This is a genomic window from Serratia sp. LSHTC3, from assembly GCF_057197125.1.
In genome coordinates this window covers 1,065,391-1,082,118 of record NZ_JBXUNP010000002.1, presented here as the reverse complement: position 1 = coordinate 1,082,118, position 16,728 = coordinate 1,065,391, and the positions used below count along the sequence as shown (strand labels likewise).

The 16,728-nt window shown below is 62.5% G+C and carries 13 protein-coding genes; 1 reads left to right on the top strand and 12 read right to left on the bottom strand.

What is annotated here, in order from left to right:
- Nucleotides 1–5 precede the first annotated feature (5 nt).
- From AC2CGI_RS12480 to AC2CGI_RS12445, 8 genes are all read right to left on the bottom strand, one after another.
- Nucleotides 6–464 carry a (2Fe-2S)-binding protein gene (locus AC2CGI_RS12480; protein WP_016927823.1) on the bottom strand — a complete coding sequence of 153 codons (459 nt, stop codon included), beginning with the start codon at nucleotides 462–464 and terminating at the stop codon, nucleotides 6–8.
- Nucleotides 464–2,686 carry a xanthine dehydrogenase family protein molybdopterin-binding subunit gene (locus tag AC2CGI_RS12475; RefSeq protein ID WP_015377805.1) on the bottom strand — a complete coding sequence of 741 codons (2,223 nt, stop codon included), beginning with the start codon at nucleotides 2,684–2,686 and terminating at the stop codon, nucleotides 464–466. The genes AC2CGI_RS12480 and AC2CGI_RS12475 overlap by 1 nt, the downstream gene beginning before the upstream one ends.
- 201 nt (nucleotides 2,687–2,887) lie before the next feature.
- On the bottom strand, nucleotides 2,888–3,712 hold the full coding sequence (locus AC2CGI_RS12470) for a M55 family metallopeptidase (protein WP_015377804.1): 825 nt from the start codon (nucleotides 3,710–3,712) through the stop codon (nucleotides 2,888–2,890).
- Nucleotides 3,713–3,728: 16 nt separating this feature from the next.
- The gene (locus tag AC2CGI_RS12465) at nucleotides 3,729–4,784 is read right to left on the bottom strand and encodes a P1 family peptidase (protein WP_021504539.1); all 1,056 of its coding nucleotides are present in this window, start codon (nucleotides 4,782–4,784) and stop codon (nucleotides 3,729–3,731) included.
- A 168-nt stretch (nucleotides 4,785–4,952) separates the two neighbouring features.
- Complete coding sequence (locus AC2CGI_RS12460) at nucleotides 4,953–7,052, bottom strand: peptidase domain-containing ABC transporter (RefSeq protein ID WP_076740244.1); 2,100 nt, start codon at nucleotides 7,050–7,052, stop codon at nucleotides 4,953–4,955.
- On the bottom strand, nucleotides 7,045–8,319 hold the full coding sequence (locus tag AC2CGI_RS12455) for an HlyD family secretion protein (protein ID WP_076740245.1): 1,275 nt from the start codon (nucleotides 8,317–8,319) through the stop codon (nucleotides 7,045–7,047). The genes AC2CGI_RS12460 and AC2CGI_RS12455 overlap by 8 nt, the downstream gene beginning before the upstream one ends.
- Nucleotides 8,320–8,580: 261 nt before the next feature.
- Nucleotides 8,581–8,904, bottom strand: a complete 324-nt coding sequence (locus AC2CGI_RS12450) for a hypothetical protein (protein WP_015377800.1) — start codon at nucleotides 8,902–8,904, stop codon at nucleotides 8,581–8,583.
- Nucleotides 8,905–9,173: 269 nt separating this feature from the next.
- Complete coding sequence (locus tag AC2CGI_RS12445) at nucleotides 9,174–9,917, bottom strand: sulfite exporter TauE/SafE family protein (protein ID WP_015377799.1); 744 nt, start codon at nucleotides 9,915–9,917, stop codon at nucleotides 9,174–9,176.
- A gap of 107 nt (nucleotides 9,918–10,024) precedes the next feature.
- On the opposite strand from AC2CGI_RS12445, the gene AC2CGI_RS12440 reads away from it, so the two are divergent.
- The gene (locus AC2CGI_RS12440) at nucleotides 10,025–10,906 is read left to right on the top strand and encodes a LysR family transcriptional regulator (RefSeq protein ID WP_004940783.1); all 882 of its coding nucleotides are present in this window, start codon (nucleotides 10,025–10,027) and stop codon (nucleotides 10,904–10,906) included.
- Nucleotides 10,907–10,912: 6 nt separating this feature from the next.
- Here AC2CGI_RS12440 and AC2CGI_RS12435 read toward each other — a convergent pair whose 3' ends face one another.
- The 4 genes from AC2CGI_RS12435 to AC2CGI_RS12420 all read right to left on the bottom strand — a co-directional run bounded on the left by AC2CGI_RS12435 (nucleotide 10,913) and on the right by AC2CGI_RS12420 (nucleotide 16,704).
- A complete protein-coding gene (locus AC2CGI_RS12435) occupies nucleotides 10,913–14,485 on the bottom strand; it encodes a molybdopterin cofactor-binding domain-containing protein (protein WP_076740246.1) in 3,573 nt (1,190 codons plus the stop codon).
- Nucleotides 14,478–15,020, bottom strand: coding sequence for a (2Fe-2S)-binding protein (locus AC2CGI_RS12430; RefSeq protein WP_015377797.1), 543 nt, complete (start codon nucleotides 15,018–15,020; stop codon nucleotides 14,478–14,480). The genes AC2CGI_RS12435 and AC2CGI_RS12430 overlap by 8 nt, the downstream gene beginning before the upstream one ends.
- 85 nt (nucleotides 15,021–15,105) lie before the next feature.
- Nucleotides 15,106–15,579, bottom strand: coding sequence for a MarR family winged helix-turn-helix transcriptional regulator (locus AC2CGI_RS12425; RefSeq protein ID WP_004938613.1), 474 nt, complete (start codon nucleotides 15,577–15,579; stop codon nucleotides 15,106–15,108).
- A 66-nt stretch (nucleotides 15,580–15,645) separates the two neighbouring features.
- Complete coding sequence (locus AC2CGI_RS12420) at nucleotides 15,646–16,704, bottom strand: 2,5-dihydroxypyridine 5,6-dioxygenase (protein ID WP_015377796.1); 1,059 nt, start codon at nucleotides 16,702–16,704, stop codon at nucleotides 15,646–15,648.
- Nucleotides 16,705–16,728: the final 24 nt, after the last annotated feature.

Sequence of the window (16,728 nt, the reverse complement as noted above, 5' to 3'; positions counted from 1 at the left end):
TCTCCCTAACCCAATGCCTTGGCGGCCTGGTGGATGGCGGCGCGAATGCGCACATAGGTGGCGCAGCGGCAGACGTTGCCGCCCATCGCCGCATCGATGTCCGCATCGCTTGGATTTTTACTTTGCGCCAACAGCGCGCTGGCGCTCATGATCTGGCCGGACTGGCAGTAACCGCACTGCACCACGTCCAGGTCAAGCCAGGCTTCCTGCACCGCCTTGCCCTCCGGCGTCGCGCCCACGGCTTCGATGGTGGTGATTTTCTTGCCGACGGCGGCGGAGACCGGCGTCATGCACGAACGCACCGGCACGCCGTCCAGATGCACGGTACAGGCGCCGCACATGGCGATGCCGCAGCCGAACTTGGTGCCGGTCAGGCCGGCTTCGTCACGCAAAAACCACAGCAGCGGCATGTGCGGATCGCCCTCAAAGGTCAGCGGCTGATCGTTTACGGTTAAATGAATCATCAGGTTCTCTCCTTGTCAGACGCCGGATTCGCAGTGGGATTATGCAGCGGCAGGCTCAGCGAGGTGCGCGGCCGCCCGAGCAGCGCCAGCGCATTGCCGACCGCCGGGGCGATGGTCGGCACCCCCAGCTCGCCCACGCCGGTCGGTTTCTCGGTCGAGGGCACGATGATCACCTCGATCTCCGGCATCTCATCGATACGCAGCGGGCGGAAGTTATTGAAATTGGACTGTTCGACCACGCCGTCTTTCAGCGTGATATTGCCGTATAGCGCCATGCTGAGGCCGTAACCAATGCCGCCCTCGATCTGCGCGCGGATCACGTCGGGGTTCACCGCCACGCCGCAATCCACCGCACACCACACTTTATGCACTTTCGGGATGCCGCCTTCGCCGATCGACACCTCGGCCACCTGCGCCACATAGGTATCGAACGCCTTGGCGACGCCCACGCCGCGCGCGCGCCCGTCCACCACCTTGGCGCCCTGCCAGTCGGCGGCTTTAGCCACCGCCCGCAGCACGCCCGCCGCGCGCGGCGCATCGCCCATCAGCGCCAGCCGCCCTTCGACCGGATCCTGCCCGGTTTCCTGCAACAGCTGATCGATAAAGCTCTCCACCGCGTGGCCGGTGTGGGTGCTGGCGACCGACCGCAGCGAGGTGGTCGGCACCTTGCCGGGCACGATGTGCGCATCGCAGCGGAAGGCTTCGAAGGTGTATGACACCTCGCTGGCGCCCTCGACCATCATTTGATCGAGCCCGTTGACCACCAGCGCATCCATCGCGCTGTGGCGCGTCCAGGAGTGGCCGACCACGGTATCGGTCCAGCCCACCACCTTGCCGCCGCGAATGGCGCCGCGCAGGCGGTGCAGGATCATCGGGCGATACCAGCCGTTGCGGATGTCGTCCTCGCGCGTCCATACCACCTTCACGCCGTGACCGGGGCCGATGCCCTTGGCCGCCGCCGCCATGTCGGCCGCCAGATCCGGCCCCAGCGTCGGGTTGCCTAAATCGATGCGCCGGCCGAAGCTGCCGCCCGCCAGAATGGTTTCAATCTGCACCTTCTCCGGCGGCAGCTCGAACAGATCGCACAGCTGCTTATGGTCAAGCGTCTGGATTTGGCAGCCGTAGCGCGCCTTAACGCTCTCGCCGTCCCAGAACAGATAGCCGTCCAGCGGCTCCATCGGCGCGTGGGCGACGTACGGGAAGGTGTATTCAGCCTCGATCACCTTGTCGGCCTTATCGAACACCTCGTCCGGCTTGCCGTGGCTCTTCGCCACCACGCCGGTTTTCTGCGCCACCTGGCGGAACTCGGCGTAGATCTCCTCGGTGTTGCGCCGTTCGGCCTGCGCATCGTCCCAGGTGACCCTCAGCCGTTCCCGCCCCTGGATCGCCGCCCAGGTGTTTTTGGCGTAAACCGCTACGCCGGTGGCAACCTGTTTCACCGCCACCACGCCCGGCACCGCCAGCGCCCGCTCGGCGTCGAAGGTCGCCACTTTGCCGCCGAAACGCGGCGGTTTCTTGATGGTGACGGTCAGCATGTCCGGCTCGTGGATATCCTGCGAGAACTGCGCGCTGCCGTTGGTTTTCGCCAGCGAATCGACGCGGTGCAAACCGCGCGTTTTGCCGATCAGGATGAAATTGGCCGGGTCCTTCAGCGTCAGGCTGGCGGGATCGGGCGGCGGCAACGTGGCGGCCAGCGCGGCGAACTCGCCAAAGCCCGCTTCTCGCCCGCTGGCGGCATGGCGGATCTTGCCCGCCTGCACGGTGATTTCCTGCGCCGAGGTTTTCCAGCTCTGCGCGGCGGCCTGCACCAGCAGCGCGCGCGCCATGGCGCCCATGCGCCGCATTTGCTCATAGGCATTGGCCACCGAACTGGAACCGCCGGTGCCCTGGAATCCGAACGCCAGGTTCTTGTAGATATTGGTGTCCACCGGCGCGGCCACGACCCGCACCTGCGCCCAGTCGGCGTCGAGCTCTTCGGCGACCAGCGTCGCCATGCCGGTATAGACCCCCTGGCCCACTTCGGTGTGTTTACTGATGACGGTGACGACGCCGTCGGCGCCAATCTGAACGAAGGCGTTGGCGTCTAACGCCGCCGTGCCGGAGGCGGCCGGGGCGTTCGAGCGCGCCAGCGCGCCGGTGGACGGCAGATAGGCGCCGATCACCAACGCCCCGGCGCCGACGATAAACCGCCGCCGCGAAAGCGGAACTTGGGATATGCTCATTGCTCATGACTCCAAAAAAACCGAAGGCGTCACTGCCTTCGGCAAAACAACTCTTGTTATGGGAATGGCTTGCCGCGCCGGTCAGGTGACATAGCGCAACAGAGCAATAATTAGCGTAGCCTATTATTCAGCAGGCCTAATCTTGATAAGGGATTTTCTGTTGGAGAATCGTGCGGTGCGGGCGGGAACCCGCACCGGGAGTCAGCTCTGCGTCGTCGCCAGAGAGGAGAAGACGCTGAGCAGGCGGATTTGCGCCGCCATGTTGTCGCTGTCGAAGGCCACGGTGAGCGCGTCCTGGCGCTGCACGCCGGGCACCAGGCTGAACAGATCCGCCAGCACCGGTTTGGCCGCCATCAGCGTCAACCGGTAAGGTGGCATGAAGCGGCGCTCCACCGGCAGTCTGGCGCCCTGGCGCACCTGCTGCATCGCCCGCTCGCGGATCTCCGCCCGCGCCCGCTGAGGGCTGAGCGATTCGGCGGCGGTTTGCGAGATGGCGCGTTTCACGCAAACATAGCCAGATTGCGGATAACGTTCAGCGATCCAGCGTTGCAGCTCGTCGTCACCGCTCACCAGCCACAGCGGGACGTTCAACTCGGCCGCCGCCGCCGCATACAGATCGCTTTCGCCTACCACCTCGCCGTTCAGGCTGACGCGGTAAAAGGCCCGGCCATTGATGGTATGCGCCAGCACGCCGCGTTCGCCGGCGGCGCTGTGATAACCGATACACATCAGGCCGTCGTAACGTTGATGCTGCAGCCCTTCCACCATCGATAGCCCGCGCGGTTTGCCCTGCACCAGGCGCGCCCGCGCATCGATGCGATCGGCGCGCAGGTTCTGCATCATGGCGTGGCTGTCGGCCACCGTCACCTCGGTGGCGCCGCCGGCAAAAGCGCCGTCGATGGCGGCGTTGACCTCCTGCTCCATCAGCTCGCGCGCCGCTGCATAGTCAGCATGAGCCGGGTTGCACTGCTCCGGCCGCATCACGCCGGCAATACCCTCAATATCCGCAGAGATAAAGACTTTCACATCACACTCCCGTTATTTAATTTGCCGCCAGCCGATCGAGCAGCGGGCCCAACGCCATACGATCGTGCTGCTGGAAACCGCTGACGCCTTCCGCGCTCAGCAAGGCATCCAACACCGCGTATTCGGTGGCGTCCGCGGCGGCCGCAAACAGCGGCTCCAGCCGCTCGTCCGGCAACGTCGCCCCCAGCAACCGGGTGGAAAACGCCAGCGCGATATCGCCGGAGCCGTGCCCCCAATGGCTGCCCACCCGCCCCAAACCGGCGCCCGCGCGGCGGGCGATGCGGTTCAGCTGGCGGCTGTCCAGCGCCCGATCGCAGGCGATGATGATAATGACCGAACCGGCGTCCACCTGCGGCGGCGGATCCGCCAACAGTTTGCCCAGCGCCTGGCCAACGCGCACGCCGCTCAGCGTCAGCGAGTCGAGGGTGCCGAAGTTGGCCAGCACCAGCACGCCGAGCGTGGTGCCAAGCCCTGGGCAATAGCGCGAGGCGGTGCCGATGCCCCCTTTCAAGCCGAAACTGCTCATGCCGCGCCCAGCGCCAACGCTGCCGCGCGCAAAGCGGGTGGAATGGTTATCCAGCGCGCTGAAGACGTGCTCCTCACGCACCGCCATCGCCTGAATATCGTTGAGGTAGCCGTCGTTGCACTCCAGCACCAGCGGGTTAATGGTGGCGCTGCCGCGGCCGATCTGCGGGTAACGCAGACAGCTGCGCCGCACCATGGCGTTGAACAGCGTGCCGACGGCGAAGGTGTTGCTCAGCAGAATAGGCGTTTGCAGCACCCCCAGCTCGTTCAGCTGCACCAGCCCCAGCGGCTTGGCGAAGCCGTTGAGCACCGCGCTACCACACGGCAGCGGCTGGTTAAACAGATCGCCCGGCGGCACGATGGCGGTAACGCCGGTCTGGCATTCGCCGTCGGCCAGCGTGTGATGCCCGACGCTGACGCCCGGCACGTCGCACAGGGTGTCGGTCGGGCCGGCCGGATAGCGCGCGCCCGGCAGGCGGCGATGGCGCCGCCAATAGCTCAGCAGATTGTCGAGGCTTTGTTGTTCAAACGCCTGGCTGTCTGTCATGGTTCCCTCATCCGCCGTCAGCCCATCAGAAAACCAGAATATCGCGCAATGCGCCGCGCCGTAAATTGAAAGCCGAAGCGAGCAGCAAAAATAGCCTTGCCCCATCGCCATTATTGGGTTTTTAGGGGAGAACAGTGAAAATGGCCGGTGCCGCGGGTGATACCCCCCTTATCCCAAATGTATAACCCGATCTGCCGACGCAATGGTCGTTTCACGGTGGGCAATGATCAGCTTAGTGATATTGAGTCTCTTGATGGCCTGATTCACCACAGCTTCGCTCTCCTTATCCAGCGCGCTGGTGGCCTCATCCAGAAACAAAATAGCCGGTTTTTTGTAGATTGCCCGGGCTATGAATAGCCGTTGTTTTTGCCCGCCGGACAAGCCTTCCCCCAACTCGCCAATCAGTGTTTCATATCCCATAGGCATGCGTAAAATCACGTCATGCAGATAGCTGGCACGGGCACAGGCTTGCATCCAGGCATCGTCCACCTCGTCCGCAAACCCGCAAATATTTTCCCGGATCGAGCCGGAGAACAGTTTGTCGTCCTGCATCACGCAGGCAATCATTTTGTGGTAGTTGTTGATGCCGAGCTGGCGGATATCGACACCGTTCACCTCAACCCGCCCTGAATCCGGGGTAAACAGTCCGCACAACACCTTCATCAACGTGGTTTTGCCAGCGCCGGACGGGCCCACGATGGCCACGCTTTCGCCCGGCGCAACGCTGATGTCCAGGCCATCAAAGATAGCCGGTGACTGGCTGTCGTAACGATAGCTCAGGGCATGGGTCGTCAATCCCAAAGGTTGCAGCCCCGCCGTGTAAGGGTGATCGGGTTTACGCGCCTCCCGCGGATGCAGGGCGATATCGGCAATGCGCTCGTTATGCAGGCTCATCATGCGCAGTTGCAGCAAAAACTCCGTCAGCGACCCGATGCGGTCGGAGAACTGGCCCCGAAAGGCGCCGAACGCCACGAACATGCCGAGGGTCATCTGGTTATCTATCACCAGGCTGGTTCCCAACCACAGAATGACGATCTGGTCGCACGCCGCTATGAAGGTGTTGATCCCGCCAAACAGCATGTCCATCCTGGTGACGCGGATACCCGTGTTGATAGTGTCAATTTCAAGGTTTAGCCAGTGGGCGATGCGGCGTTCTGCCATACCCTGCATCTTGACGGTAGCGATACCGTACAGCGTTTCCATAAAATACGAGCCGGCCCGCGCCTCTCTCACCAGCGCCTCCTCGGACAGCTGACGGTAATATCCATAGGTCAGCAGCCGCATCAACACATAAAGCGCAGTGAAACTGAGCACTACCCAGGTCAGCCAGCCGCCATACAGCACCATCATCACCAACACACCGATCACCATGATGCCGTCCATGATGGCGCCGACGATACTGGTGGTGAAAGTGCTGCGCAGCGTATCCAGTGAACCGAAGCGTGATTGAATGTCACCCAGCTTACGCCGTTCAAAGTAACCGAGTGGCAGGCGCAGCAGATGGGTGAACAACCCGGACTGCCACTGCACGTTGATAAGCGTCGACATAACCAGTCCGGACCATGCCCGCACCATGCCGATGGCAGCCCGCAACAAGATAAACAGCATCAATCCGGCGCAGATGAGCGACAGTAACCCGCGATCTCCGGCAGGAATGGCGTGATCCATCACCAGCTGCGTGCCGATGGGCATCACCAGGTTGATGGTTTCGAATACCAGAGACAGGCAAAAGATTTTGCCGAGCGCCCCCTTGAGCCCGTGTACGCTGCCAATCAGCGTGCGCAGGTGAATGCGGTGGCGAACGCTGTCGGCGGTAAAGGTGCTGCCGGGCCAGGCCTCAAGCGCTACGCCGGTGAAACTGTGCGACAGCTCCGCCAGGCTGACCACCCGCCGCCCGCGCGCCGGATCGTGCAGCACTGCGCGGCGGCCTTTGACGCTGACCAGCACCACAAAATGGTTGAATTCCCAGTGCAGAATGCAGGGCAGTTTTAGCGCGCCAAGTTCGTCCAGCTCCAGTGACAAGGGGCGAGTGCTCAACCCCAGCTGTTCGGCGATACCGGTCAGTCCAACCAATGTGGCACCGCGGGATGACAGATTGAACTGCCGGCGCAGCGCAATCAGGTCGATGTTTTTGCCGTAGTAGCCGCAAATCATCGCCAGACAGGCCAGCCCGCATTCTGACGACTCGGTCTGGTGTACCATCGGAACCCGGTGGCGCAGCCGCAGATCCAGCTGGCTGACCCGTTGTTTGAATGTGGTCCTACTCATTGACCGGCCCCGTCGCGCTGTGTTTCATGTCGTAGAACGGCGACAGCATCCATTGATAAATCTTCCTTTTTTCCAGAAACAGGGTGCTTTGCGCTTTCATGCCGTTTTCCAGGCTCAGACGTTTACCATCGTAAGCAATGGATTGTTTTTCCGGGATAACGATCACTTTGTAGTAAGGCACGGCGGCGGTCAGCGCCGCTTTGGGCGCCCCCTGGTAGGTCAGCATTTCCTGCGGTGAGGCCGGGGCTTTGGAGATGACGGACACTGTGCCGGCGAACTGGCCGAACTTCTCCGCCGGAAAGGCGTCATAGCGCACATTGACCCGATCACCGGCAGCAATGTAAGGGATGGCGTCGTTAGGTACCCACAGCACCAGAGCATAGCGATCGATGTCGTGGGGGAGTACCTGCAGCAGACTGTCGCCGACGTTCACCATCTGGCCAACCGTGACGCTCAGCGAATCGATGCGGCCGCCGGCCAGCGCGCGAACGATAATATCGCCAGTGGCATCGATGTTTTGCCGCTCCTTTTGCAGCTCGTAGCGCTGCAGCTCCATCTGGTAGATCTGGTTGTCGAATTCGGCAGCCTGGATATGGATCTGGCTTTCCAGCGCGGTGATCTGCAACGCATTCTGTTCGTTCTGGCCGGACAGGCCCAGCAGGTTGTTCTGCTGCTGGTAATACAGCGCCACCTGATTGGTGAGCTGATCCTTATTGATCAGCCCCTGGGTCTGATAGTGCCGGTAGTTCTCCATGTTTTCCTTCATGATGCGTATCCCTTCCTGGGCGCGTTTGAGGATATCGGTGGAGCGGGTGAATGCCGCGGTGTATTGCGCCTTCTGTTGTTCCAGCATGATAAGCGTGGCCTGCTTGCTGCTTTCCAGTCGGTTAATGATTTGCGCAATGCGCGCCAGCTGGCCATCGATATCCCGGCGTTGGTTGTCGCTGAGCACACCGCTACGGGTGCTTTTACTGACGTCAATCTGGTAAATGGGGGCACCGGCGGCAATCACCTGCCCTTCGGTGACAAATTGTTTGACCACTACCCCTTGAACCGTGGAGTAAACGTTCGCGGCGCGGGGATAGGTGCTGATCTCACCGGTCACGTTGACCCGCCGGGTATAGGTGCCGGCGATCGCGAAGGTGAGAAAGGCGATGAAGAAAAACAGGCAGAGCCCTGTCGTGCCCCAAACGGGAATACCGGGTAGCAGGAGCGCCCTGCCACGCCATTTCATTTTCTGATTCTCGATCGCTTCCTGGCGAAACATGAGCAGCGTCCCTTAGTGATAGCTAACATTCAAATTCACAGGCTACTGTATTGACAATAAAATAAGCAGAAGGTCAGTTAATTTTGGTGAGAGGATATGAAACCATTAGAATAAACACCTTTAAATCTTCTGAGTGATCCTAGCGCCAATAAATTTTTATGAACGTATATTTCACCCAATGGCAGTATCATATCCAGAGAAAAATCAGAGAGATCCAGTTCGACAAGCCTTTTTATTTTTTAAATCCTACAGTATCTACTTCTAACTCATTTTCATCGTGGTAAAATAGACTATCGTCATAACAATAACAAAAATAGAACAGAACAATAAATCACCTGAAAAATTTCTCAATGAATCCAAATAATCATTGCTGTTCTTATTTAATTTTTTAATGGCATCGCTTTCGTTATCAGCCTCTACTTCGATATGATGCTTTCTGAACCCCTTCTGCTTCATGTCTTTAATTATTTCTCGTGTAACCACTTCCTTTCTTAGCACTTTTGATTCATCACTCTTTATAAAAACAACATATCTATTCATCATATACCCCATCTCCGTTATCAGACGCTCTTTTTCCACTCCCATCTCGATCCTGCCATCCACCTGACACCGCATCGAATTGGCTGCTTAAAATTTCCTTCATCAAGGTTCCCCTATACATTCACTGGGGTTATCCCATTTTAAAAGGGTTATAGTTGAAAAAGTAAAACACACTAATAACAATCCATAACCATCCTGTATTTCATGAAAAAACCAATAAGAAAAGTGTGTTCTAAACATTGCAAGCCATCATATTAAAATAAAACCCAGAATAATATACCGAACCTGATTACACGCAGATGCTATCGATTCAATTAATTGAATCGCCAAATAATCTCAACGCCCAAGATTAATAACCCAATAAAGAAAAGGCGGCGAAACAGCTGCGGGCGACAATGACGGCGCACGATCCCGCCCAGCCACATGCCGGCCAACGCCGGCAACAGCGACAGCAAGGAAACGCCGAGCAGCGTGCCGGGCAGCGCCTGATGCCAGGCCAACCCTGCGGCCAGCGCCAGCGTCGAGACGGTGAACGACAGCCCCAGCGCCTGCACCAGCTCATCGCGCGCCAGGCCCAACGCATTCAGGTAAGGCACCGCCGGAATGACGAATACCCCGGTGGCGCCGGTCAGCGTACCGGTCACCAGGCCGCACAGCGGCCCCAGCCAAGGCTCTGCCACGGCGGAAATGCGCCAATCAAAACGGGTGAATCCCAGCAGCGCATAGCCGATCAGACACATGCCCAGCGCCAGCGGCGCCAGGCGGCCGTCGCCGGCAGTGAGCGCCCCCGCGCTCAACAATGTGCCCAGCGTGACGCACAGCATCATCGGCCAGAGCCGCCGCCACAGCGCCCACAGCGTCGGCCCGCACAGCAGTTGCCACAGGTTGGTGATCAGCGAGGGCAACAGCAGCAGCGCGGCGGCCTGCCCCGGCGGCATCATCAGGCTGAGCAACCCCATCGACACCGTCGGCAACCCCAGACCGATCGCCCCTTTGACCGTGCCGGCCAGTGTAAAAATGCCCGTCAGGGCGACAATTTCGAGTAACGTCAGCGACATGCGTCTATCCTTATGGCGAATCAACGGCTCGATTGTGGCCAGCGCCGCGCCGCGGCACAATGCGGCAATGACAGAGCCTGCCTGCGGCAAAGACAGAGGGAAAACGCATGCATTTTGACTTTATCGATCTGCGGCTGTTGGCGGCAGTGCTCGAGACCGGCAGCATCACCGCCGGCGCCGAGCGCGTCGGGCTGTCGCTGGCCGCCGCCAGCGCCCGCATGCGCGGGCTGGAGCAACAGGCCGGCGTAGCGCTGCTGACGCGCAATCCGCGCGGCGTCCAGGCGACGCCCGCCGGTGAGCGCCTGTTGCATCACGCGCGAGTGCTATTGCAGCAGCGCGACCGGCTGCGCGGTGATATGGCCGAGTTCGCGCCGGGCCAGCGCAGCCAGCTGCGCATCGTCGCCAATACCGTCGCCGCCGACGCCTTTTTGCCGGAGCTGTTGGCGGATTTTCTGATGCTGCACCCGCACACCGATATCGCGCTGGAAGAGCTGCCCAGCCCGGCCATCGCGCAGGCAATCGCCGAACGGGCGGCGGATATCGGCATCGTCGCGGATCACGCCGATCTGCGCGGGCTGACAAGTTACCCTTTTCGCCAGGATCGTCTGGTGCTGGCGCTGCCGCCGGGGCATGCGCTCAGCGGCCGCCGGCAGGTCAGCTTTGCGGACGCCCTGCCTTTTGATTTCATCGGCCTGCCGGAAGAGAGCGCGCTGCAACAGCATCTTGAGCAATTGGCGATACGCAGCGGCGGCCCGATGCGGCTGCGGGCGCGTGCCGCTCATTTCGACGCCATCTGCCGCATGGTGCTGCGCGGCGCCGGGCTGGCGGTGGTGCCGGAAGAGAGCGCACAACGCCAGCCGGAAATTCGGCACAGCGCACTGCCGCTGACGGACGATTGGGCGACCCGGCGCCTGTCGATCGCGGTGCGTGACCCTGCGCAGTTGCCGCTGCCGGCGCAGCGGCTGGTGGCGTTCCTGCGCCATGCCTGAGGCGGCTCAGTGCGTGCCCGGCTCTGCGCGCAGCCGCGCCACCTGCGCCTCCACGTCGCGCCAGGCCGGTTTGTCGCCGGCATAGCGTTGGCGTAAATAATTCACCAGCGCCGTTACCTGCCGATCGGAAAAACTGTCCTTAAAGCCCGGCATAAAGCCCAATTCGGCGGTGGCCGGTTTGGGGATCCCTTGCAGGATCACCTTGATCAGGTTATCGGGGCGATCGCTGAAGATGTTGGTGTTGTTGGCCAGATCCGGGCTGACGCCGAACAGCTGCGGCCCGCCGGCGGCGGCGCTGTGGCAGGCCTGGCAAGCGCCCTGAAACAACCGCTCACCGGCAAGTTGCCCCACCGCCGGCAATGCGCGAGCCGCCAACTGCGCCTGCGGCTCCACGTTCAGCGTCGACTTGGCGCTCAGCGACATCACATAATTGGCCATCGCCCGCAGATCGCTCTGCGGCAACGTCGCCAGCTCGCTCACCACCGGCCCCATCGGCCCGGCCGCCACGCCGTGCTCGGCGGAATGCCCGCTGCGGAAATACTGAAACAGCTGTTCCTCGGTCCAGGGTTTTTCCGCGTTGGCCAATTGATTCAGCGCCGGCGCTTCCCACCCGTCCACCATCCCCCCCGCCAGGAAAGCCGCACCGCCCTTTTCCGCCCCCAGCAGGTTGCGCGGCGAATGGCAGGCGGCGCAATGGCCAAGCCCGTTGACCAGATAAGCGCCGCGGTTCCATTGCGCGCTTTGTTGCGGATCGGGTTGATATTCCCCCTGGCGCAGGAACAGCGCGTTCCAGCCGGCCATCAGCGGCCGCAGGTTAAACGGGAAACGCATCTGATTGGCCGGGTTGCTCTGGCGCACCGCCGGTTGCGACATCAGATAAGCGTACAGCGCCTGCATGTCGCCGTCGGTCATTTTGCTGAAGGCGGTGTAAGGAAATGCCGGATAGAGGTGGCGGCCGTCGCGGGCGATACCCTGGCGCATCGCCCGATCGAACGCGGTAAACGACCAGTTGCCGATGCCGGTTGCCACGTCCGGGGTAATATTGGTGCTGTAGAGCGTGCCGAACGGCGTCGCCATCGCCAGCCCGCCGGCGTTGGTCGCCCCTTCCGATGCGGTATGGCAAACCGCGCAGTCTCCGGCGGCGGCCAGCTGACGGCCGCGCTCCAGCGTGGCGGCCGACCAGGTGCCGGCGCCGGGCGTCGCCACCGGCGCGATCTCCGCCCGCCACGGCAAGGCGCTGCCGGCGATGCCCAGCACGGCGCCGAACAGCCCCGCCGCGCCGCCGAACCACCATTTGCCACGCTTCTTTTTCTTGGGCGGCGCGGCCTGCCGTTCGGCATCCGGCCCGTTCAGCGCCTCACGCAGCTTGTCCGAGGTGATCGGCAGCTCGCGAAAACGAATGCCGGTGGCGTCGAACACCGCGTTGGCGATGGCCGCCGCGCTGGGCACCGACGCCGACTCCCCGGCGCCCAGCGGCGGATCGTAAGGGCGCGGCATCATCACCACGTCCACCTCCGGCACCTCCGGGAAGGTCAGGATCGGGTAGGCCCCCCATTCTTTGGCGGAGACCGTCGATTCCTCAAAGGTCACGCGCTCTTTCAATACCCGGCTGGTCGATTGCAATACATTGCCGTGAATTTGGTGGCGCACGCCGTCCGGGTTAACCATCATGCCCGCGTCGTGGCCGACCACGATGCGCGTCACCGCCACTTCACCGCTGGCTTTGTCGATCGCCACGTCGGCCACCCAGGCGGCCCAGGCCGCGCCAAAGCCGGGAAACTTGCTGTGGATGTAACGGGCATAGGCAAAGCCGCGCCCGCGCAGCACGCCGTCTTCCGCCGGGGTCTGCATCGGTTCGGTATGCGGCGTCCAGCCGGCGCGTTCTGCGGTGCTGCGCATCAGTTCACTGGCGCGTTCATCATTGATGTAGCGCAGCCGATACTCCAGCGGATCGACGCCGGCGGCGTGGGCCAGCTCATCGATATAAGACTCGTGGGCGAAGGTGTTGGGCAAGGCGGAAACGCCGCGCATCCAGGAGGCACGCACGATCGGCGCCATGTCCTCGATGCTGACGCGCAGCGCCGGATACTCATAAGGCGGCACCGAAGTGCGATCGCCCATTTCATAGGCCACCGGCAGCGGCTCGACCCGGCCGGTCAGCAGCAGCGCCAGCGTCGGCGCGCCGTTGGAAGGATAATAGGTGCGAAAATCGTAGGCGACCGGGTGCCCGGCGGCGTCCAGCCCGCCGTCCACCTCCATCAGTTGCGCCGTGCCCTTCGGTTCCCACACATGTTCTTGTTCGCGGGTCAGTTGCACCCGCACCGGCCTGCCCACCGCGCGCGACAGCAGCGCCGCGTCGGCGCAGACGTCATCGGCGCAATTGCGGCCATAGCAGCCGGCCGCCTCCATGCGAACGATCTCGATCTGCGCTTCCGGGTACTCCAGCAGCCAGGCCAGATCGGCGCGCAGCAGGTGCGGGTTCTGGCTGCCTGACCAGACCTGCAGACGCTCCGGCCGGTAGTCCGCCAGCGCGCAGGAAGGGCCAATCGAGGCATGAAGCTGATACGGCCACAGGTAGCTGCGGGTGAAACGCCTGTCGGCCGCCGCCAGCGCCGCGTCCACGTCGCCGGTATCGTGCACCACTCGGGTCGAATGCGGGTTGTCGCGCAGCGCCTGCGCCACGTCGGTCATCTGCGGCAAATTGCGCCGCCAGTCTTTCCAACTGACCTGCAGCGCCTGCGCCGCCTTGATCGCCTGCTCTTCGCGCTCGGCGACAATGCCGATGAAATCGCCGATCACCACCAGTTTGACGATGCCGGGAATATGCGCGATCGAGGTTTCGTCCACCGCCAGCAGGCTGGTGCCGACAAATTCGCCGCTGTCGTACCCGGCATAGGGCGGCCGCACTACCCGGCCGTGCAGCATATTCGGCAACCGCATATCGTGTACGTAAGTGGTTTCGCCGGTCGCCTTGGCCGGAATATCGACGCGCGCGGCGCTGGTGCCCACCAGGCGATACTCCGCCTGCGGTTTCAGCGGCGCGTCGCCGGAAATAGACAGTTCGACATGACCGCCGGCCACCAATTCGGCGTAGCTGAGCGCTTGCCCCTGCGGGCTGCGGATCACGCCCTCCTCCAGCGTCAGCCGTTCCACCGGCGCATCGAAGCGCTGCGCCGCCTGGCGCAACAGCCAACGGCGCGCTTCGGCGGCGGCGTTGCGCAGCGGCACGGCGGCGATCTGCAGCGTGGCGCTGGCGATGGTGGCGCCCTGATTCGGCGCGCGCTCGGTATCACCCAACACCATTTGCACCTGATCCATGCGCAGGTACAACTCTTCGGCGACGATCTGGCCGAGCGCGGTGCGCACGCCGGTGCCGAGATCGACATGGCCGTTAAAGGCATAGATTTCACCGCTGCCGCACAGGGCGATAAACAGCCCTTGCTCCTTGGGCTTCAGCACCGGCGTTTGCCCCTTGGGCACCAGCCCCGGCGGCGGTTGCACGCTGTCGACGATCAACAGAACGCCGTCGCGCTGCAGCAATTCGGCCTGGCTCGGCGATGGGGTACGGGAATCAGTCATGATCGTGGGCGTCCTCATCGCGGCAGAGAATGATGGCGCGCTGAACCGCACGCAGGATTTCAAGATGGGTGCCGCAGCGGCACAGATTGCCGGACAGCGCCTGACGGATCTCCGCCTCACTCGGGGCGGGATTGCGATCCAACAGGGCTTTGGTGGTCATGATCATGCCATTGAGACAGTAGCCGCATTGCGCCGCCTGCTCTTCGATAAAGGCGCGCTGCACCGGATGCGGGCGCCGGCGAGTGCCGAGACCTTCCAGGGTCACGATCGCCCGGCCGGACACGCCGAGGGCCGGGATCACGCAGGAGCGCGCCGCCACGCCGTCGATCAGCACGGTGCACGCGCCGCATTCGCCCAGGCCGCAGCCGTATTTTGGGCCGTTGAGCGCCAGATCGTTGCGCAGTACCAGCAAGAGCGGCGTATCCGCCATCACCTGCGCATGAAGCTGTTCGCCGTTCACCGACAGCATCAGCGGATGCTCCGTCAGCGTAGTTTTCGCGCCTTCCCTGGGCGATTGCACTTCAGATATCGCCATTGTTTGCGTCTCCGCCTGCACTTGATGGTCTTATGGGCTGGCCTCTCGCCACCGACCACCAGGCAACCGACGTTGCGCGGGCGAATCAGCCGGTGGCAGGGTCTTCCAGCATTTTATTCAGCAGGAATATCAGCGCTATCCGTTCGGCCGGGTTCAGCGTGCCGAACGTCAATTCTGTGATTTTCGCCGCCTGCGGCACCGTTTCCGCCAGCAGCGCGCCGCCGGCGTCGGTCAGGCCGACCACCACCTTGCGCCGATCCACCGGATCCGGCGTCACCGTGATCAGATCGCGCGCCTTCAGCCGCTCGACGATGCCGCGGATGGTGGCTTGATCCACCGCCGTCACCTGCACCAGCTCGGTCAGCGAGCTCGGCCCCATATCGCGCACCGCGCACAGGGTGATGAACTGCACCGCCGTCAGCTGCGAATCGCCGACGTTTTGCTGGAAAATCGCCACGTGGCGCTGATAAACCTTGCGCAGCAGGTGCCCGACTTGCTCGGTAAAATGATAATTTTCGGGTTGGCCGCTCACGGCTGACGGGTATTCGGGGGGCGTCATTGCGTTACTCTCACCATCTATGGAATCCACGAGAATAGTACAAACCCCCGCCGTTGGCAGCAACGATTAGGCCCGGCGCACGCGCGACGCCTCCGGCGCCACCACTTCCCCGTCCGCCACCACCGTTTGCCCATCGAGACGAATGTCGCAGCGGCGCAGCGCGATGTCCATATGGCAAGGCGTTTTGCGCGTGCCGCCCACTTCGGTATTCGGCCCGGTGGAGAACAGAAAGTTGCCGTAGAACGCGCGCGCGTCCATGCACATGCCGTCGTTCTTGTCGTGCAGGCCCATCGCCGTCCACTGGGCGCGAGGCTGCAAACCCCAGCCGATGTGCGAGATACCGTACACTTCCGGATCGTCGAAGTATTTCATGTATTCGCGCAGGTATTCCGCCTCAAAACCGCCGTGAATGCGGGTGACGAACCCTTGTTCGATCTCCAGCGTGATGCGTTCGCGCGCATAGCTTTTGAACGGCAGCAAGATATCGCCAACCTCCAGCACCAACACGCCCTCCGCCTGCTCCTCATTCGGCCAGGTGAACAGGAAACCGCTCGGCCAGTGATCCCAGCGCCCCGGCTCATCGGCATAGCCGTACTCGGTCACCGTCGGATATTGCCCGAGCGGCGCGCGGAAATCGCTGCCGGCGGCGGAGGTCACCTGCATCAGCTTCGCCTGCTCCAGCACGGCGGCGGCGGCCAGCACCCGCGCTTTGTCCTCCGCGTTGGGCAACATGCGCGCCAGCACCTCCGGCGGCTCCACCGCCAGCAGGATGCGGGTGCCGGTTTTCAGGATCTGTTCCTGCTCCGGCGAATGCAGCAGCATCATGGTATCGACGATCAGGTCGGCGGCCTCCAGCGCACGCTGCGCCGCCAGGTTGCCGGTCAGCGCGGTATCGCCGCAATAGGCGGTCATGTCGTTGCCCATCGCCCGCGGATGGTTGAACGCCGGCAGTTCGACGGCATACACCCTGGCGCCCAGCCGCAGCGCCGCGTCGGTCGCGGCGCGCACCGTGCGCGCATCGGAATAATGGCTTTTCAAAATCGCCACGCTCTGCGAAGCATCGACCTTCGACAGCGTAAGCACCTGCTCGAACAGCTGTACCAACTGGGTTTCATTGACCGCCATGGCCTGTCTCCTGTCACGTCAAGG